The organism is Butyrivibrio sp. AE2015, assembly GCF_000420825.1.
Classification (GTDB): Bacteria; Bacillota; Clostridia; order Lachnospirales; family Lachnospiraceae; genus Butyrivibrio.
The window spans coordinates 23,101-42,582 of sequence record NZ_ATVR01000022.1 but is presented as its reverse complement, the minus strand read 5'-3'; the positions used below and the strand labels follow the sequence as shown (position 1 = coordinate 42,582).

The window sequence follows — 19,482 nt, the reverse complement described above, 5'->3', positions numbered from 1 at the left end:
TCATCGAAACTACCTTATAACCATTATATGCGCGTTATTTCTTGCTATCAAGGGATAATTAAGCTAAACTTTATGGTATGAGATTGCCAAAAAATAATGCTTGGAGTGTTTGATATGGACTTAAAAGAACTGCGAAATGAGATTGACGTTGTAGACAGGCAGATAGTTGACCTTTTTGAAAAGAGAATGGACATTGCATCCAGAGTTGCTGATTACAAGATAGCAAATGGAAAAAAGGTTTTTGATAAAGAGAGAGAAGATATAAAACTAAGAGCGGTAAAAGAACTTGCTCATTCTGATTTTAATAAGGTGGGCGTTGAAGAACTCTTTTCACAGCTGATGTCCATGAGCAGAAAGCTTCAGTATCAGAAACTTTCTGAGGCAGGGGCGTCAGGAAAACTTCCATTCATTCAGGTGGATGGAATTGATAAGAAGAATTCAAGAGTCTGCTACCAGGGAGCAGCAGGATCATATTCAGAAATGGCTATGAAGGCCTTTTTCGGAGAAGATGTAAATGCCCTTCCTGTTGAGACATTTAGAGATGCTATGGCTGTTTTGGAGGATGGAAGCTGTGACTTTGCTGTCCTTCCAATTGAGAATTCTACAGCAGGTATAGTAAGTGAGATATATGATCTTTTGGCTGAATACGAGCACTATATAGTTGGCGAGCAGATCATAGAGATAAAGCACTGTCTTTTAGGCATTCCGGGGGCAAAGCTTGAGGATATCAAAAAAGTCTATTCTCATCCACAGTCCCTTATGCAGAGCGCCAGATTTTTGTCAGAACACAGTGATATACAGCAGATAAGCATGAAGAACAATGCTTTTGCAGCCAGAAAAGTTGCAGAGGATAAAGATAAATCGCAGGCTGCAATCGCGAGCGAAGGCGCAGCAAGCGTTTATGGACTTGATGTTATTTTAAAAGGTGTGAATCAGGCAGATTCCAATTCCACCAGATTTATAGTGGTAACCAATCAGAAGATCTTTTGCAAGGATGCTAAAAAGGTCAGCCTCATAATGGAGATTCCGCATGAGGCCGGAGCTCTTTATCATCTTATGTCACATTTTATTTACAATGATCTTAATATGAGCAAGATTGAGTCTCGCCCTATTGAGGACAGAAACTGGGAGTACAGATTTTTTATCGATTTTGAAGGGAATCTGTCAGACAGTGCCGTGAAGAACGCACTGCGAGGCCTCAGGGAAGAAGCAAAAATGCTCAGGATCCTTGGGAATTATTGATAAAGGAAGGTATTTTCTTTATGATGGGTGAAGTTTTTGCAGCAGTAGATGTGGGTTCATACGAGATTGCACTCAAGATATTTGAACTTTCAATGGACAGGGGGGTCCATGAACTTGATCATATCAGGCATAGAATGGATATAGGAAGCGAGACATATGCATCAGGTCACATTTCTTCAGCGCATGTTGATGAGATGATAAGGATACTTTCTGAGTACAAAAAGATAATGAGAAGCTATGATGTTACACACTATCAGGCTTATGGTACAAGTGCCTTAAGAGAAACTTCTGACATTCTTATCGTCAGGGATCTTATAGAGCAGAGGACCGGCATTCATATTGATATATTGAGTAACTCAGAACAGAGATTTTTGGATTATAAATCAATCGCCTTAAAATACGATCAATTTGAAGAGGTTATTTCAAGACCTACAGCCATCGTTGATATCGGTGGTGGCAGTATACAGATATCTCTTTTTGAAAAGGATGCTCTCTTTGCCACTCAGAACCTCAAAATGGGTGTGCTTCGTCTCCACACGGCAATGAAACAGGTTCAGGCCACCAGGGCCAGATATATGGAGCTTATTCCTGAACTTGTAAATTCGCAGCTTCAGGTTTTTGCAAAAATGCATATGAAGGATAAGAAGATTGAGAACATTATCCTGATTGATGATTATGTCTCACCTCTTCTTCAGAAGATTGACAGAGCCGAGAAAGACTGTGGAAGTGTTACAGGAAAAGAATTTAAGAAGTTTATAGAAAAAGGAGCTTCTGTGAGCGATCAGCAGGTTGCCAAGATGCTCACGATCCCTGAAGATAACGTTCCGCTGCTGTTTGTTTCAGGTGCCCTTATAAAGTGCATCCTTGATATTACAAAGGCAGAGAACATATGGGCTCCGGGAATTACTCTCTGCGATGGAATAGCCTATGAGTATGCAGATAAAAAGAACTACATAAAGTCTCCACATGATTTTGAGCAGGACATTATCGCATGTTCACAGAATATATCAAAAAGATTTCTTGGAAGTAAGTCAAGAAGGGAAACACTACAGAAAATCGCACTTACTATTTTTGACAGTACAACAGAACTTCATGGTCTTTCAAAGAGGGACAGGCTTCTTCTTAATATTGCAACTATTCTTCATGACTGTGGTAAATATATAAGCCTTGTGTATCTGGGTGACTGCTGTTATAACATCATAATGTCTACAGAGATCATAGGTCTTTCGCATATTGAAAGAGCCATTGTGGCCAATGTTGTAAGGTTCAACCATGAGGAGTTTGAATATTATAACGGGGGAAGCGGTCATTACCAGGGCTTTTCAAGAGAGGACTACCTTAGAATGACCAAATTGACTGCTATTATGAGAGTAGCCAACGGCCTTGACAGAACTCACAAGCAGAAGTTTAAAGATGTTACGGTAAAACTTAAGGACAAAAAGCTCATTATAAATGTGGATACCATGGCAGATACGACCCTTGAAAAGGGAATGTTTGGAAACAGAGCAAGCTTTTTTGAGGAAGTATTTGGTGTAAAGCCGGTTATTCGTCAGAAAATAATGTTGTGATCAAAGTGAGGGGATATTATGGCAAAAAAGTTAAAGGAAAAAGAACCATTGGATTTTGAAAATCCTAAGTACTATATAAACAGGGAACTTAGCTGGATTGGCTTCAATGAGAGAGTGCTTTCTGAAGCAGAGGATGAAAGCAATCCTCTTTTTGAAAGGCTCAAGTTTCTTAGCATTTCTGCCAGCAATCTCGATGAGTTTTTCATGGTAAGAGTTGCATCACTTAAGGACATGATAAATGCCGGCTATCAGAAGTGCGACATAGCAGGAATGACGGCATCTGAGCAGCTTGAAAAGGTTCTTGAAAAGGTTCATACATTTGTTGATAAGCAGTATCAGATATACAACGAAGAGCTTTTACCGCTTCTTTTAAAAAAAGGGCTTAAAGTTTGTGTTCCTTCAGAGCTTGAAGGCCCTGACAGGGATTATATAGACAGATATTTTAATGAGTATATTTTTCCTGTTTTGACGCCTATGGCAGTGGATTCATCAAGACCGTTTCCACTTATCAGAAATAAGACGCTTAATATAGCAGCTCTTTTGAAAAAGAAAGATTCTAAGGGAGAGATTGATTTTGCAACAGTGCAGGTTCCTGATGTGCTCCCGAGAATAATCGAGATTCCATATACAGAGGGAGAGAACAATTATAAAAAGGTTGTCCTTCTTGAACAGCTGATCCTTGATAAAGTGGATAAGCTTTTCCTGAACTATGATATTGTGACCAGTGCTCCGTACAGAGTTGGAAGAAATGCCGATCTGTCGATTGACGAGGATGAGGCTGAAGATCTTCTTAAAGAGATTGAGAAGCAGCTTAAACTCCGTCAGTGGGGACAGGCTATAAGGCTTGAAGTTGACAGCAATATGGATAAAAAGCTCCTTGATCTTTTAGTGACGGATTTAGGAGTTGATCAAAATGAAATCTACAAGATAGAGGGTCCCCTTGACCTTACATTCCTTATGAAGATGTATAAGCTTGAGGGTTTTGATGACCTTAAGGAACACGGCTACAAATCGCCTCAGCCTGTACCTGAATTTGTGAAGGATAAGGATATCTTTGAGGTTATCAGAGAAGGTGATGTGCTTATGCATCATCCTTACGAGACCTTCGAAAATGTTGTAAAATTTGTCGAGAATGCTGCTATTGATCCAAATGTACTTGCTATAAAGCAGACACTTTACAGAGTAAGTGGTAATTCACCTATTATTGCTGCTCTTGCCAAAGCGGCGGATAATGGCAAGCAGGTTACGGTTTTGGTTGAGCTTAAGGCCAGATTCGATGAAGAGAACAATATCGTATGGGCCAAGATGCTTGAAAAAGCCGGATGTCACGTAATATATGGACTAGTAGGACTTAAGACACATTGTAAGATAACCCTGGTAGTCAGACGCGAAGATGATGGTATTAAGCGATATGTCCATCTTGCAACAGGTAATTACAATGATTCTACCGCCAAACAGTATACTGATGTGGGATTATTTACCTGCGCACCTGCATTTGGTGAGGATGCGACAGCTGTATTTAACATGCTCTCAGGTTACTCAGAGCCACTTGGATGGAACAAGTTATCACTGGCTCCTTTGTGGCTTAAAGACAGGATCCTAGATCTTATCAGAAGAGAGGAAGAGCATGCTGCAAACGGTGAGCCAGCAAGGATAATCGCCAAGATGAACTCTATATGTCACAAGGACGTTATTGCTGAGCTTTATAAAGCGAGCAGCCTTGGAGTTAAGATTGACCTCATAGTTAGAGGAATATGCTGCCTTAGGACAGGGATTCCGGGAATATCTGACAATATAACTGTCAGATCTATAGTTGGTAATTTCCTTGAGCACAGCAGGATCTTTTACTTTGAGAATGGCGGAAGTCCGGAATTTTACGCAAGTAGCGCTGACTGGATGCCAAGAAACCTTGAAAGAAGAGTGGAGATTCTTTTCCCTATAGAGAATGAGAAACTTAGGAAAAAGGTGTGGCACATTCTTGAACTTGAGCTTGGAGACACAGAAAAGGCTCATGTTATGAATGATGATGGCTCTTTTGAAAAGGTGAAAAAAGATCTTTTGCCGGGTGAGAGGATCAATTCTCAGAAAATATTCGGCGACGAGGCAGCAGCTGCAGTTAAGAATTTAAACCCGCAGAATTCCAGAGTGTTTACGCCGGAAATGAAAATATAAAATGTAAGGAAAGTTAGATTTATGCGTTATGTTTTAGCATCAGGATCACCACGAAGAAAAGAATTGCTTGGGAAGGTTGTTCCTGAATTTGAGATCATACCTGCAGTGTCTGAGGAAAAGACTTCTGCAAGTCTGCCGGGAGAAATCGCCGAGGAGCTGTCATTTCAGAAAGCTTCAGAGATTTTTCACAAAATTTTAACGGATAGTACAGACAGTATAGTTGTAATAGGTGCAGACACAGTCGTATCATATAACCATAGAGTACTTGGAAAACCTACAGACAGGCAGGATGCCAAAAGAATGCTCAGAGCTCTTTCGGGGGATACTCATGAGGTTTATACAGGTGTAACCGTTTATTACAAGATTGGAGATAAGACAGATCATTTTACATTTCATGAGGAAACAGTAGTCCATGTTGAGGAGCTGTCTGAGGAAGAGATCGATGCTTATGTGAACAGTGGTGAACCTGACGACAAAGCCGGTGCTTATGGAATCCAGGGATTGTTTGCAATCCATATAAAGGGCATAAGCGGCGATTACTACAATGTTGTAGGACTTCCAGTTGCAAGACTCTATAAGGAATTAAGAAATAAAAGTTTATTGTAATATGGAGGATTTTTTATGCACGAGTATGATGATGCAGTTCTAAGATGCTTTTTAGAAAATCAGGGGCAGCTTTTTCCTGAGGATGTTGCAGAAACAACAGAAGAGGCTGAGGCTTTTTTAGAGGACTGTATGGCTGTTGTTGTTGACGGACCTGATGAAGTTGAAGAGTACTTTGAGGAGGCAGGCGTCGATACTGAAGGCGGCAATGTACTTGAAGCGGACGAAGTCTTTGATATAGGCGACGGTAGATATTTGATAGTTGAGGCATAATATAATGGCAAAAACAGGCTCTAAGATATTTTTCATTGATCTTGATGGGACACTTCTTACAAGTGAGAAGATAATATCTCCGAAGACTTTAGATGCCCTTAAAAGATTTACTGATGCAGGAAATCATTTCTGTATTAATACAGGAAGGGCTATAGACAGTGCGAAGGCTGTCTATAGCGGTTTGCATCTCGACTTTAAGGGCAGTTTTTTATGCGGTTCTAACGGAACTGAAATATATAGTGTGGATGATGAGAAATATGTCTATAAAACCGGTGTTCCACTTGAACTGGTTCCAAAGATAATTGAACTTTCAGAAAAGTTTGATGTGCATTGTCACACTTACAATGAAACTCATATTGTCAGCAAAAAGAACGGTGAGTGCATGGAGTACTACAGAAGAGTAATAAAGACACCACTCATTGTTACTGATGATATCATGAAGGAAATTACAGCTCCTCCTTCCAAAATGATAGCTATAGAGCTACATGACCATGATAAGCAGGAGAGGTTCAGAATGGCGCTCCAGGAAATGGTAGGGGATAAGCTTACTCTTCTATATTCTAATCCTTATTACATGGAGATTTTTCCTTCTGAGGCTGGAAAGGGAAGTGTAGTAAAAAGACTATCTGACTATCTTGGAATTCCCGTAGAAAACACTTATGCAGCCGGAGATGAGCAGAATGATATCTCTATGATAGAGGCAGCAGGTTGTGGAATAGCCATGATTAACGGAACAGATCTTGTCAAAAAAAGCGCCGATGTGATCACACGCTTTGACAATGATCACGACGGTCTTGCAGAGTTTATTCTAAATGCGATTTGAAGACAGAGGGAAGACAGAGGGACGGTTCTTTTGACTTATAAAAAATAAGTCAAAAGAACCGTCCCTCTGTCTTCATTTTAACTTATACAGATAATAGACCTGATCATAGGAATTATCGTAGAAGGATACAGAATCTATAAGCTCATATTTCTCATAAATACCATCGGGCTCCCATTCTCCGGCAATAACATATTCTGTGAGGCCTTCTTTTATGTAGCGACTTTGCTCTTCGAACATTGTAGGAAGGGCAATTCCGTTGGTCTGGAAGTATTCGCAGGTCGGAACAATGCCTGTTATGGTATATAAGCCAACATCAAGGCAACCTACATTTAAAAGAGTTGTGTCAGGGGCTTCCTCTATATGACTTGCCATTCTTGTAAGCCAGTGGTCCTGTCTGCTCTGTAATAAATAATCTGCGCTTAAACAGTTGTATTTGGCAAAAACTGCTGATAAAGCTATGACAAAGACAGCAGTATTACACCATAATACTCTTTTGTTATACTTGATATAAGCTTTTTGAAAAATATCTGCAACATAAGCAGCACCCGGAATTGCAAATACCATAAGGGGTATTGAGTAATATGGAAGTGTACCGCCGCCATAAAAAATCACAAAAAATGTTGAAGCATACATAAAAAGGTATGCTATTTTTTTTGCTGCTTTCCTCTCAAGGATGAGAGCAAGTATAAAGCAGGCAATTATCCATACATAGTACTCAAAATTATCTAGTATAAGCCAATGCTGAAGCTTTGCCAGCCTGTAGATTTTCTCATATAAAGAAATGGAATCTGCTGTTATATTACTGTAGAAAAACAAATTGTTGTAGATATAGCATCTGTACCAGTCATCAAGTCCACCGGTTATGGCAAAATATATTAACCATGGGATGAATGGTATTACGATTCCCAGGATGTAGATAAGAGCTTTTTTTAATACCTCTGCAAATCCCTTTCTATATATTATGAGGCATATTGAAATCATGGCAAATCCAAAAAAGAAGCCCATCATCGTATATTTCACGAGTGCAGTGATTCCGGTAAGTATTCCCACAATAAAGTAAGTTCTGGAATCAGAAATACGGTCGTATTCTTTGGTATCTTTTGGATGCATGAAAATATCAATAATATAAATGGTATAGGATAACATAGGTAGACAGAATTCTTCAGCAGCTCCGCCCCAGTAGAAACTCCTGGATGAATATACACCGGCAGCAACAAGTGGTATTAAAACGAGTGCAACGGAGGTTGAAGAGTGTCTTTTGATGAGTTTAAAAGCAAATGCAAGGAATATTGTACCGGCAATTATCTCAAATATATAGATTCCGAAAAAACTCTTGTGGCTGATAAGATACCCAATTCCGTAAAGTAAATAAAGAAAAGGACCTTTCTGATCGTAAAGGTCCCTATAAATAACCATTCCATTCATCAGTCCTTTTCCCATTGTAAAGTAACTGTTCACATCGTCCCAGTTATTATAAGGAAAAAGGATTGATGATCTGGTGGTAAAGGTTAATACAAATAAACTTGTAAAAAAACACCAGAGTGTTTCAAAATGTTTTTTTGATAACTCTTTAAGATTCATGTACTGATTATACCTCAAGCTTAATAAGGGCACTTGATGTAAGTGGCTTTAAGAAGTCAAATGTGCAGAAGGTGCATACAATAAATAAAACAATTATAAGCAGAACTAAAAGCATAAGCTTTTTCTCTTTGTAAAGCTTTTCCGGTTTCTGAGCAGCAGAGTCATTATCAAGCGACATTGCTGAGTAATAAGCAAACAGAAGGAAAATAAAAGGAATACAAAGAAGATATTCAATTCTGTATTTTATAAGGAAAACTCCAAGGCAAAATGTAGATGAAAGTGCATAAAAGATAGATGATGCAAGGAGTTTTTTCTCTGTGTACTTTACAAAAGATTTACGATATAAGCCTGCTACCTTAGGATCACCGATCATTCTGTACTCAGAAAATCTTTTTGTGGCCATAAGATATGCACCTGCCATCCAATATCCGATAAGGATACTTGAAGGTGGAATGGAATCAGAGGTAACTATAAACCATCCCATGAGAAGACGGAGCATATTGTTTATTGACTCTGAAATAACATCGAAATAAACGATGTCCTTACTTCTGACAGGCTCCACGTTATATATGATTCCCATTACCAAAAGAACTGCAGCAGTGATAAGGAAATACTTGTTTACAAGGAATGATAATAAAAGACCAAGAACTGCTAAAATGGCATATTCAACCAAAACCCATTTAAGTTCCATGTTCTCTGTTACTACAGGTCTGTTCTTTTTTACCGGATGATACTTGTCATATGGAGCGTCAAGCCATTCATTGATAACGTAGTTGGCGCTGGCAATAAAGCAGGTACCAAAGAATCCAAGAAGAAGTTTTAAAATGCTGAGTTCTGTGATCTTAATATCCGTAAGAAGCAGAGCAACAGCGATACCCGGCATTATAAAAAACTGTTTGATCCAATGATCAAGTCGTGCAATTTTAATGTACTTTTTCATGTTTTCCCCTAACTAATCCATTTTTTATAAAATTAACTAAATAATTATAGCATATTGCCCTGAATAATGCTATTATCATACACGGACTTTAAAAATGAAAATATATATAAGGGAAGTTTTACCATGCCAATCAGAATAAATAGTTTTATGGGAAAATTCGGTTGGATAGCAAGGAAGAAGTTTCCTATGCTTGCCAGCAATGCATATCTTAAGATGCAGTTTTTTACAAGAAGCAGATCACAAAAGGAATACTGTGATTACTTCCTTAATTCAAAAGAAATACCTATGCCAAATGTGGTAAATATTGAGACAATAAACAGATGTAACTCAACATGTGCATTTTGTACTGCGAATGTTAACGCTGAGTGCAGACCGCTGGCACATATTTCCGATGAACTTTATAAAAGTATTATTGATCAGCTTGCAGATTGGGGCTATAAAGGTCATCTTACGCTTTACGGCAACAATGAGCCATGGCTTGATACCAAGATTGTAGAAAGACATAAGTATGCAAGAGAAAAACTGCCGGATTCTTTTATCTTCATGTCAACAAACGGACTTATCTTAACTGTTGATAAATTGAAAGCTGTTGCTCCATATATAAATCAGCTTATCATCAACAATTACTCTATGGAGATGAAGCTTCACAAGAGCATTCAGGAAGTTTATGACTATGTAACAGCTCATCCCGATGAGTTTAAAGACCTTGATATTCAGATACAGATGAGATATCTTCAGGAAGTTCTTACTAACAGGGCCGGAAGTGCACCTAATAAAAAGGAAACAAAAAAGATCATTAAAGAGACATGTCTTTTGCCATTTACAGATATGTGGATCATGCCAAACGGAAGGCTCGGTCTATGCTGTTGTGACAACTTTGAGATTACAAACTTTGGGGACCTTAACGAGGTTAGTCTTAAGGATGCCTGGGGAAGTGAAGCTCTTCAGAAGGTTAGAAGAGATATCGCAGAAGGAAGACAGAATTATCCATTCTGTAAGCACTGCGACTTTATTGACGCCGGCTTTAGAATGCATCTTGTAAAGGCTATTCTTAGTGGCAATCAGGACGCAGCCAATAAGCTTGGCGGTCATGAGAGAATGAAAATCGGAAAAGACGAATAATATACATGCAGGGCATCTTACTATTTTTAGTAGGGTGCCTTTTGCATTGACACATAAAGCAAAAGTGTGCTTTAATAATTTAAATTGTCAAAGTCACAGAGGGGAGTATTACTATGAGCGAAGAGAAAAGAATTCCTTACAAAATTTATCTGTCAGAGGATGAAATTCCGAGACAGTGGTATAACGTCAGAGCAGATATGAAAAACAAACCGGCTCCACTTCTTAATCCCGCAACTTTAAAGCCTATGGGATTTGAGGATTTAAGGCCGGTTTTCTGCGATGAGCTTATTAAGCAGGAGCTGGATGACACAACACCTTACATTGATATTCCTGAGGAAGTACTTGATTTTTATAAGATGTACAGACCTGCTCCGCTTGTAAGAGCATATTTCCTTGAAAAAGCACTTGGTACACCTGCTAAGATCTATTATAAATTTGAGGGTAACAACACAAGTGGAAGCCATAAGCTTAATTCCGCAATTGTGCAGGCTTATTATGCAAAGAAGCAGGGCCTTAAAGGTGTGACCACAGAGACAGGAGCGGGCCAGTGGGGAACAGCTCTTTCAATGGCTTCAGCTTACTTTGGAATTGATTGTAAAGTGTATATGGTTAAGGTTTCTTATGAGCAGAAACCATTCAGACGTGAAGTCATGCGTACTTATGGAGCTTCTGTAACTCCTTCTCCATCCATGGACACAGAGGTAGGACGCAAGATCAACGCTGAGCATCCCGGAACAACCGGAAGTCTTGGCTGCGCTATTTCTGAAGCAGTAGAAGTTGCGACAAAGACTGAAGGCTACAGATATGTTTTGGGAAGCGTGCTTAACCAGGTACTTCTTCACCAGACTGTTATAGGACTTGAGGCTAAACTTGCCCTTGAAAAATATGGCGAGACTCCAGATATTATCATTGGTTGCGCCGGTGGCGGATCAAACCTTGGAGGACTTATTTCTCCATTTATGGGAGAGAAGCTCCGCGGTGAAAAAGATTACAGGATCATTGCTGTAGAACCTGCGAGCTGCCCAAGCTTTACAAGAGGTAAATTTGCATATGATTTCTGTGACACAGGAATGGTATGTCCACTTGCCAAGATGTATACACTTGGATCAAACTTTATTCCATCTGCCAATCATGCAGGAGGACTGCGTTATCACGGCATGAGCCCAATTCTTTCACAGCTCTATCATGATGGCTATATGGAGGCTGTATCTGTTGAGCAGACCTCAGTATTCCAGGCTGCGCAGCAGTTTGCAAGAGTAGAGGGAATCCTTCCTGCACCGGAGAGCAGCCATGCTATCAGAGTGGCCATTGATGAGGCATTGAAGTGCAAAGAAACAGGAGAGGAAAAGACTATTCTCTTTGGCCTTACAGGTACCGGCTATTTTGATATGGTTGCTTATCAGAAATTCAATGACGGCGTTATGATGGATTATATTCCTACAGATGCTGAGCTTCAGAAGAGTTTTGATACGCTTCCAAAAATTAACCTTTGATAAAAGTAATTGCCAGAAGGAAAAAACCTCTGGCAATTATTATGAAAAAATATAAATGAGGACATGATTATGAATATTGTATGTTTGGATCTTGAAGGAGTACTTGTACCAGAAATATGGATCGCCTTTGCTGAGAAATCAGGAATTCCTGAGCTTAAGCGCACAACAAGGGATGAACCTGATTATGATAAGCTCATGAAATGGAGAATAGGAATTCTCAAGGAACACGGACTCGGCCTTAAAGAAATTCAGGACGTTATAAAAGAGATCGATCCACTTCCTGGGGCAAAAAAGTTTTTGGATGAGCTTAGAAGCATCACCCAGGTAATTATCATAAGTGATACCTTTACACAGTTTGCGACACCACTTATGGAAAAGCTTGGATGGCCAACGATATTCTGCAACTCTCTGGAAGTTGCAGAAAATGGTGAGATCACAGGCTTTAAAATGCGAATAGAAAATTCAAAGCTCACCACAGTAAAAGCCCTTCAGTCCATAGGCTATGAGACAATCGCAAGTGGAGACAGCTACAACGACCTTGCCATGATACAGGCCAGCAAAGCAGGCTTCCTTTTCCGTTCAACCGAAAAGATCAAAGCCGACTATCCAAACCTTCCAGCCTTCGAAGAGTACGACGACCTTCTGGCCGCTATCAAAAGCGCCCTAAACTAACATATTCAATTTCACCACGGTTATGAATGGGATAGCTTTTGTACAAGCCGTTTTTTCGTCATTCACGTTTTGGCGTTCATGGTATTAAATTTATCCATTTTTTATTCTATGGAACAAAACTCACCTTCGAGGCTCTTCATAACTCTTGGCACAGTGAGTTTTGGCTTTGCTTCCTGGCACAGAAATGCCATTTTTCTTGTGCTCATAAGCAGCTTTGTCAGCGCATGCGGAAACGTTTGTCTGAGTAGGGCGTAAATATATGAGAAATTGGTCTTGCCCGCGTAGCGGGCATACAGACAGAAATAAAGAAGCTTCTCTCCAAGCTCATCTGAGTTTGGAAGGAAGCTTCTTTTTTCTGTCCTAGGTGCAAAGCACCGATGACCAATTTCTCTTATATAGCCCTACGAGTTTTAGTTGTAGCATGCGCATTAAAGAAAAGCTGCATGAGCACATAGAAAAAGTTTCATTTCTGTGTGGAAGCAAAACGAAACTGCACTGTGCTCAAGGTTATGAAGGCCTTGAAGGCTCAGACATGTTGTTCCAAAACAGAATAAAAAATGGATAAATTTAGTACTCATGAACGCTACAAAACGCTCGCAGACTCAAAAACGGCTTGTACAAAAGCTATCCTATTTTGTACGTAAAAAGGTTTAAATATGTTAGTTTAGGCGAAAAAAAGCACCTCCACCGGGATCCTGCCGCAGTGAAGGTGCTTTATTTGTTTTCTGGAAGTTTCTTCATGCCTTTACTTCCTCCTTTGTCTTATATATCGGATGGATTTTTAGAAAGTTTAGGGTGTCAACTAAAAAACAATATTTAGTTCATAAAATAAATGAAAAAACATTAAAAGATTATTAAATATGCGTTATTTGTCTATATTTTCCATGGGTAGGATGTATAATTATTTTGCGTGAATTTGTATACGCAAATAGGTAATTTTCTCATGGAGGAATGAACATGGCAAAGAATAAGAAAAGTTCTGAAGGTGTAAGCTTTATGGATAGCATTAAGACAAGGCTCATTGCGATAATGGTGCTTGTTACAGCTATTCCACTTATTGTAGCGATAGTTGTTAGTTATATTACCTCTACAAATAAGGCGCTGTCAGATGCACAGGCTTCTCAGCAGTGGCAGGCAAGGTATATTGAGAGCACACTTGTGGAAGCAATCAATGCAAATCTGAACATGGTCAAGTCTGTTGCAGGAAACCCTACAGTTATCGAGTATGTTAAAGGTGGGGCAGGCATTCCGTATGACGCAGTTCAGCTTTATCTCCAGGACTGTGATGCTGTTCTTAATGATGGACAGAATACTTCCGTTACAGATGCTACAGGTATGCAGATTGCCAGAGGAACAGGTGATTTTGTCAGTGTTGCAGAGCGAGATTATTTTAAGGCAGCGGTATCTGGTCAGGTTTATATTTCCAATATCCTGGTTAGTAAAACTACCGGAGACAGAATGATAACCTTTGCGGTTCCTGTAAAAGATGGCGATACAGTTATCGGAATCGTTCATAGAAATTATGATCTTTCCAATTTGCACGATATTCTCGCTGCACAGGCTGAAAATGCTTTTGTAGTAGATAGAGATGGTATGGTTGCAGCTCATTCGCAGTATGAGATTGCTGAGGGAGTTCACGATGAAGTTGATGTTTCAACCTCTGAGTTCTATACCTCAGGCGCTGATTCAGGATATTATAAGTCAGCTTCAGCTTTTGGAACAAATTACATGTCCTATTATAAAGAGCCTCTTTCAGGCTTTGTAGTTGTTACAGCAAAGAGCGCAGATGAAATCATGTCTTCGGCACGGCAAGCAGCCATGATTGTTATTATTGTCGGCATTATCCTTTTAGCTGTTGCAATTGTTATATCCTTCATGATGGCAAAGAGCTTTACTGATCCGGTTCAGGCAGTAGATAAATCTTTGGAAGCATTGGCTGATGGACGATTTGTGAAGGTTGAGAAATTCGACCTCAGAAAAGACGAGTTTGGCGCTATTTCAAAAGCAACCAATGCTGTTATCACAAAGCTTGATGAAATAGTGTCTAATATCAAAGCATCAGCAGAGGATGTTGGAGCATCTTCTACAGAGCTTTCAGATATGGCAAATCAGATTTCCCAGACTGCAGAAGATGTATCTAATGCAGTACAGGAAATTGCATCCGGGGCTACACAGCAGGCTGATGAGATCCAGAGTGCCTCTGAAAATGTTGGAAGGATTGGCGAAGCAGTTGGTGATGTTCAAAGATCAACTGAGGACTTGTCCGGAATCACAGAGAAGATGAAAGAAGCGTCTGAAATTTCAAGTAAGTCTTTGGCAGACCTTCAGAATTCTTCCAATGAGATGACAGAGAAGATTGATGAAATATCGCAGACAATTCAGTCAACACAGCAGGCTGTTAACAATATAAGCGAAAAAGTTGAAGGAATCACATCAATTGCAACCCAGACAAACCTTCTTTCTCTTAATGCGTCTATCGAAGCAGCACGAGCAGGAGAAGCAGGAAAAGGATTTGCGGTTGTTGCAGAAGAGATTGGCAAACTTGCGGAAGACTCCAAGGCTATGGCTGATGATATCAGGAAAGAAATGGATATTCTTCTTGAACAGGCACAGGCGGCTGTTGGAGCGGCAGAAGATGTAAGACAGGGCAACAATGATCAGCAGATTGCTCTTGGCGAGACTCTTGATGCAGTTAACGGAATGCTTAAAGACATCGGCAGCACAGTAGGCGGTGTACAGCTTATTTCCGAGGGAGCAGAGACCTGCGACAGCTCCAAGAATGCGGTTGTAGACACAATGAGTGCTCTTTCAGCTATTTCAGAAGAGAATGCAGCTTCATCAGAGGAGACAGGAGCTTCCATGCAGGAACTTTCTGCTACAGTTACAACTCTTGCCGGATCAGCAAATAATCTGAAAGAAATTGCTGATAAGCTTAATGAAGAAATGCAGTTCTTTAAAGCATGAATTATTATACAAAAATCATATGTTTTTTGAATTGATATACGCCTGCGCATCACTGATGCGTGGGCGCTTTTTATTCATTAAATAATTATAAATAATAGACTCAAATACTATTATTTATCATGGATAGATGTATAATTGATTTACGTTATAGTGATAATTATGTTTGTCTTTTTAATGGAGGTCCTTTATGGCAAAGAAAGAAGAAACATCCGGAGTACCAAAAAAGAACTGGAAAGATAGCGTTAAGACAAGTCTTATTTTAACGATGTCTTTGCTTGTGGCAATTCCTCTTATTATTGCCATTGGTGTCAGTTACAAAAGCTCTATATCAAAGGGGCTTGAGGATGCTGAGTATATTAATTCCAAACAGGCTCAGATAGTAGAGGATGCTTTTACAACAGAACTTCAGCAGCAGATAAGGACTCTTGAGGGGGTTGCAGCCAATCCGTTTACTATTGATTATGTTAAGAATGAGGGCACAAGAAACGATGAATACATGATCTCATTTTTAATGCAGGTCAATAAGGCCTATGCGGATGGTAATGCGATTGTTGTTTCGGATGCTACAGGACAGCAGCTTGCGCGAGATGACGGGAATAACCTTTCGAATATTGCTGACAGAGACTATTTTAAAAATGCCATTTCCGGTAAGACTTATGTTTCAGATGTGCTTATCTCGAAAGCTACCGGTTCCAGGATCATTATCCCGGCCACTCCAATTTATGATTATGGATACTCAGCACCTATAGGAGTTGTACAAAGAAGCTATGATCTTTCTAATCTGCATGATCTTTTAAAGGAAAACATTTCTTCCAGTCAGCGTGCATTTATCACTGATAGAAACGGAATAGTGATTGCACACTCAGATTATGAGATATCTGCGGAAGATGCAGAAGATAACAGAAGTGACAGGGACTTTTTTAAGATGGCTCAAAGTAGCACGTCAGGTACCTATGTGACGGGCTCAGGAAATGATAAACAGATAGTATCTTTTCAGCAGGAAGCAACTACAGGATGGATAGTAGTTGTTTCTTCCAATTACAAGGCTACTCTTGCATCAGCTCAGCGTAGCGCAACTTTTATAGTTCTTATTGGAATTATAATGGTTATTATTGCTATTATTGCTTCCTTTAGAATGGCTAATTCCTTTACAGGACCTCTTAATGAAGTTAATAAGGCTCTTCATCATCTTTCAGAAGGTGAATTTGTTCCGATTGAACAGTTCCAGGGAAGAAAAGATGAATTTGGAGATATGATCACTAATACCAATTCTGTTTTGGATGTTCTTAGTGGAATTGTCAAAAACATCAAAGATTCTGCGCTTTCTGTGCATGAGTCTTCAGTTGAACTTGCTGATGCTGCAAGCCAGATTTCACAGACCGCAGATGACGTATCCAATGCGGTACAGGAAATTGCATCAGGCGCAACACAGCAGGCTGATGAGATTCAAAGTGTTACAGAAAGTGTTGGCGATATTGACGTTGCTACAGGTAATGTTCAGACAAGTACTGATGAGCTTTCAGGCATAGCAAACAGAATGCAGGAAGTAAGTACAGAGTCTGCTCAGTCTCTTGCTGATCTTCAGGAAAGCAGCAGGAATATGAGTGATAACATCATTCAGATTTCTGAAAAGATCGGAGCAACAAGTAAGGCTGTTGAAAATATCAACGAAAAGGTTGAAGGAATTGCATCGATTGCTACCCAGACAAATCTTCTTTCTCTTAATGCTTCTATTGAGGCTGCAAGAGCCGGAGAGGCAGGAAAGGGCTTTGCAGTAGTTGCAGAAGAAATTGGTAAGCTTGCTGAAGACTCAAGGCAGATGGCTGATGATATCAGAAAAGAGATGGATATTCTTTTGGAAGAATCTCAGGCTGCGGTTGGAATGGCGTCTGAAGTTCAGAAGGGCAATGATGAGCAGCAGGAAGTTTTAGGAGCTACAGTTCAGAGCGTAAACGCTATGATTGATGATATTTCATCTACAGTTGAAAGTGCTAAGAGCATTGAAAAAGATGCCGGAACCTGTGTGAGTGCCAAGAATGTTGTTTCAGATGCTATGAGCTCTCTTTCAGCTATCTCAGAAGAAAATGCAGCATCTTCAGAGGAAACAGGCGCATCTATGCAGGAACTTTCTGCTACAGTTACAACGCTTTCTGCATCAGCAGGATCTTTAAAGGAAATTGCTGATAAGCTGAGCGCTGACATGGAATTCTTTAAATAATAAACAAGGGATGTTAAAATGCTCCAAACACTTGTATAATTAGATGTATTTTTTATACGAGAGGATGGAGCATTTTTTTATGAAATGTAGTTGTTGTGGGAGTGAGATCACGCCTGTCGATGGGCACTGCAGTGTTTGCGGGGCTCCTGTTTTAGAAGAGATTGATTATGAAAATGTAGATGTTCATATAGATGAACCGGTAAAAGAAACTGCTAAAGCTGCCAAAAAGGAAACGTCTAAGATATTTGCTGATACGGACAATAAGGCAGTAGAAGACAGGGTAAATCATAAAAAGAATGTAAGGGAACAGGGCAAGCTAACAGGAAAAGCGCTTTATCTGACCATGGGTATTCTTACTGCAATCATGGTTGTACTTAGTATTATAGGAGAAAATACAAAAGACAAGCCGGAGCCGGAAAGCGGATCATCTTTATCATCAGCAGATACGGCTGTTTATAAGGAGACCCCAACCAAAATCCTGGAGGTTGAGGGCGTTATATACAACGATGCAGGGGATTATTTAGAGGGGATGTATGCTGAAGATGAGACTTATTACAGGTTTTCATATAATAAAGATCACTCGGCTGGCGCGTTTGTAGATGGACGAGAAAATGCCCTGTATGTTAGCACAGATCTTCAAACTGTTCCTGTTAAATCAGATGCACTTTGGGCAGGAATTTCTTATAACGGGGAATATATGTATGTTTTTTCCAGGGTTGATTACAATTATGAACTTAGCCTTGTGAATATCAAATCCGGTAAAACGTATGTAATAGATGAGGATGCATATCATTCTATCGCTTTGTCACCGGATGGAACAAAAGTTGCATATATGAAATATTCGGATGATTATTCATGTAAGTATCTTTATGTAGCAGGAATCGATATGGAAGCTGAGCTTATCTGCTCGGATGTAGACGGCGTAAGGGCAATATCTGATGATGGTTCTACAGTTTTTTATGAAGTTTATGATGAAGACTTCAATGCTAAAGAGTATGTCTGGCATGACGGAAAAGAGATAGAGCTAACTCCTAAACATTCTGGGTACTTTTTGTTTAACAGAGACTGTACAGAAACGATATATAAAAACGGTGAAATAAATTATTACTATAAGTCCGGAATGGATGAACCCAAGGCTATTGATTGTGCTTACTTTTATAAGGTTGCAATGGATGTTTATAAAGAAAGTTCAGATGCTGAAGGGTATGATGGAATCGTATATGATGCCGATACTTTTGCAGGCGGTTTAATTCATGATGGTGATGGCAATGTTTACCTCATTAATGACGACTATACACTTACAAAGCTTGGACATAATTATAATTATGTGGCATTTCATGCAAGGCGTACTGATAAGGATATCTATATTGTTGAAGATGATAAAGAACTTATAAGGTATGAGCGGGATGATTCGGGAAAGCTGGAGAGAAAAAAGCTTTTAGGTGATGTGAACATAGACGAAGTGGAAATAAATGATGATGCATCAATTGTCTGGTGCTATTACTATGAGTCAGGAAAGACCGTTCTTTGCAGTATTGATGAAAATGGAGAAATCACAGCAATCTCAGATAAAGATGAAAATATGGATATCAGAAAAATGTACTGGGATAGCGATACGCAAAAGCTCTATATGTACGGAGATAATACATTGACCGCTCTTTCTAAAGATGGGGAGCAGGAGTTAATATCAAAAAAATGCAAAAGACTATCAAAAGATAATTATGATTATCCGGGGGTATTGACGTTTACAGATAGTAATGACAGAGATTATGTTTCAGTATTTGGACAGTTTGTGATGGTTGAAGATTAAC

General features: G+C 39.5%; 14 protein-coding genes. 12 read left to right on the top strand and 2 right to left on the bottom strand.

Annotated features, from left to right (window positions below; translation table 11 throughout):
• The first annotated feature begins 114 nt into the window (after positions 1-114).
• Genes pheA through G585_RS0111105 form a run of 6 tightly spaced genes read left to right on the top strand, consistent with a single transcriptional unit; the run spans position 115 to position 6,681 of the window.
• Positions 115-1,242 carry a prephenate dehydratase gene (pheA, locus tag G585_RS0111130; RefSeq protein WP_026663947.1) on the top strand — a complete coding sequence of 376 codons (1,128 nt, stop codon included), beginning with the start codon at positions 115-117 and terminating at the stop codon, positions 1,240-1,242.
• Positions 1,243-1,262: 20 nt separating this feature from the next.
• Positions 1,263-2,810 carry a Ppx/GppA phosphatase family protein gene (locus G585_RS0111125; protein WP_022775043.1) on the top strand — a complete coding sequence of 516 codons (1,548 nt, stop codon included), beginning with the start codon at positions 1,263-1,265 and terminating at the stop codon, positions 2,808-2,810.
• A gap of 18 nt (positions 2,811-2,828) precedes the next feature.
• Entirely contained in the window at positions 2,829-4,982 is a 2,154-nt protein-coding gene (locus G585_RS0111120) for an RNA degradosome polyphosphate kinase (RefSeq protein ID WP_022775041.1), read from the top strand.
• A gap of 21 nt (positions 4,983-5,003) precedes the next feature.
• Complete coding sequence (locus tag G585_RS0111115) at positions 5,004-5,588, top strand: Maf family protein (RefSeq protein WP_022775040.1); 585 nt, start codon at positions 5,004-5,006, stop codon at positions 5,586-5,588.
• Positions 5,589-5,603: 15 nt separating this feature from the next.
• Positions 5,604-5,858, top strand: coding sequence for a hypothetical protein (locus G585_RS0111110; protein ID WP_022775039.1), 255 nt, complete (start codon positions 5,604-5,606; stop codon positions 5,856-5,858).
• Between the two features lie 4 nt (positions 5,859-5,862).
• Positions 5,863-6,681, top strand: coding sequence for a Cof-type HAD-IIB family hydrolase (locus G585_RS0111105; RefSeq protein ID WP_022775037.1), 819 nt, complete (start codon positions 5,863-5,865; stop codon positions 6,679-6,681).
• A 72-nt stretch (positions 6,682-6,753) separates the two neighbouring features.
• On the opposite strand, the gene G585_RS0111100 is transcribed toward G585_RS0111105, so the two are convergent.
• Positions 6,754-8,106 (bottom strand): glycosyltransferase family 39 protein, encoded by a 1,353-nt coding sequence (locus tag G585_RS0111100; protein ID WP_196802910.1) that lies wholly within the window; start codon positions 8,104-8,106, stop codon positions 6,754-6,756.
• Positions 8,107-8,269: 163 nt separating this feature from the next.
• Entirely contained in the window at positions 8,270-9,202 is a 933-nt protein-coding gene (locus tag G585_RS17915; protein ID WP_022775035.1) for a UbiA prenyltransferase family protein, read from the bottom strand.
• Between the two features lie 123 nt (positions 9,203-9,325).
• On the opposite strand from G585_RS17915, the gene G585_RS0111090 reads away from it, so the two are divergent.
• The 6 genes from G585_RS0111090 to G585_RS0111065 all read left to right on the top strand — a co-directional run bounded on the left by G585_RS0111090 (position 9,326) and on the right by G585_RS0111065 (position 19,481).
• Positions 9,326-10,324 carry a radical SAM/SPASM domain-containing protein gene (locus G585_RS0111090; protein WP_022775033.1) on the top strand — a complete coding sequence of 333 codons (999 nt, stop codon included), beginning with the start codon at positions 9,326-9,328 and terminating at the stop codon, positions 10,322-10,324.
• 113 nt (positions 10,325-10,437) lie between these two features.
• Positions 10,438-11,817, top strand: a complete 1,380-nt coding sequence (locus G585_RS0111085; RefSeq protein WP_022775032.1) for a TrpB-like pyridoxal phosphate-dependent enzyme — start codon at positions 10,438-10,440, stop codon at positions 11,815-11,817.
• A gap of 69 nt (positions 11,818-11,886) precedes the next feature.
• Complete coding sequence (gene thrH, locus G585_RS0111080) at positions 11,887-12,489, top strand: bifunctional phosphoserine phosphatase/homoserine phosphotransferase ThrH (RefSeq protein ID WP_022775030.1); 603 nt, start codon at positions 11,887-11,889, stop codon at positions 12,487-12,489.
• Between the two features lie 957 nt (positions 12,490-13,446).
• On the top strand, positions 13,447-15,453 hold the full coding sequence (locus G585_RS0111075; RefSeq protein WP_022775029.1) for a methyl-accepting chemotaxis protein: 2,007 nt from the start codon (positions 13,447-13,449) through the stop codon (positions 15,451-15,453).
• 187 nt (positions 15,454-15,640) lie between these two features.
• Positions 15,641-17,671: a methyl-accepting chemotaxis protein gene (locus G585_RS0111070; RefSeq protein ID WP_022775028.1), complete on the top strand. Its 2,031-nt coding sequence runs from the start codon at positions 15,641-15,643 to the stop codon at positions 17,669-17,671.
• A 79-nt stretch (positions 17,672-17,750) separates the two neighbouring features.
• Positions 17,751-19,481, top strand: a complete 1,731-nt coding sequence (locus G585_RS0111065) for a zinc ribbon domain-containing protein (protein ID WP_022775026.1) — start codon at positions 17,751-17,753, stop codon at positions 19,479-19,481.
• Position 19,482: the final 1 nt, after the last annotated feature.

Excerpts from the sequence above, each read along its gene's own strand:
- G585_RS0111125 (WP_022775043.1), top strand. The coding sequence starts at position 1,263 with ATGATGGGTGAAGTTTTTGCAGCAGTAGATGTGGGTTCATACGAGATT.
- G585_RS0111115 (WP_022775040.1), top strand. The coding sequence starts at position 5,004 with ATGCGTTATGTTTTAGCATCAGGATCACCACGAAGAAAAGAATTGCTT.
- G585_RS17915 (WP_022775035.1), bottom strand. The coding sequence starts at position 9,202 with ATGAAAAAGTACATTAAAATTGCACGACTTGATCATTGGATCAAACAG.
- G585_RS0111120 (WP_022775041.1), top strand. The coding sequence starts at position 2,829 with ATGGCAAAAAAGTTAAAGGAAAAAGAACCATTGGATTTTGAAAATCCT.
- G585_RS0111090 (WP_022775033.1), top strand. The coding sequence starts at position 9,326 with ATGCCAATCAGAATAAATAGTTTTATGGGAAAATTCGGTTGGATAGCA.
- thrH (WP_022775030.1), top strand. The coding sequence starts at position 11,887 with ATGAATATTGTATGTTTGGATCTTGAAGGAGTACTTGTACCAGAAATA.
- G585_RS0111065 (WP_022775026.1), top strand. The coding sequence starts at position 17,751 with ATGAAATGTAGTTGTTGTGGGAGTGAGATCACGCCTGTCGATGGGCAC.
- G585_RS0111105 (WP_022775037.1), top strand. The coding sequence starts at position 5,863 with ATGGCAAAAACAGGCTCTAAGATATTTTTCATTGATCTTGATGGGACA.
- G585_RS0111075 (WP_022775029.1), top strand. The coding sequence starts at position 13,447 with ATGGCAAAGAATAAGAAAAGTTCTGAAGGTGTAAGCTTTATGGATAGC.
- G585_RS0111085 (WP_022775032.1), top strand. The coding sequence starts at position 10,438 with ATGAGCGAAGAGAAAAGAATTCCTTACAAAATTTATCTGTCAGAGGAT.
- G585_RS0111110 (WP_022775039.1), top strand. The coding sequence starts at position 5,604 with ATGCACGAGTATGATGATGCAGTTCTAAGATGCTTTTTAGAAAATCAG.
- G585_RS0111070 (WP_022775028.1), top strand. The coding sequence starts at position 15,641 with ATGGCAAAGAAAGAAGAAACATCCGGAGTACCAAAAAAGAACTGGAAA.
- G585_RS0111100 (WP_196802910.1), bottom strand. The coding sequence starts at position 8,106 with ATGAATGGAATGGTTATTTATAGGGACCTTTACGATCAGAAAGGTCCT.
- pheA (WP_026663947.1), top strand. The coding sequence starts at position 115 with ATGGACTTAAAAGAACTGCGAAATGAGATTGACGTTGTAGACAGGCAG.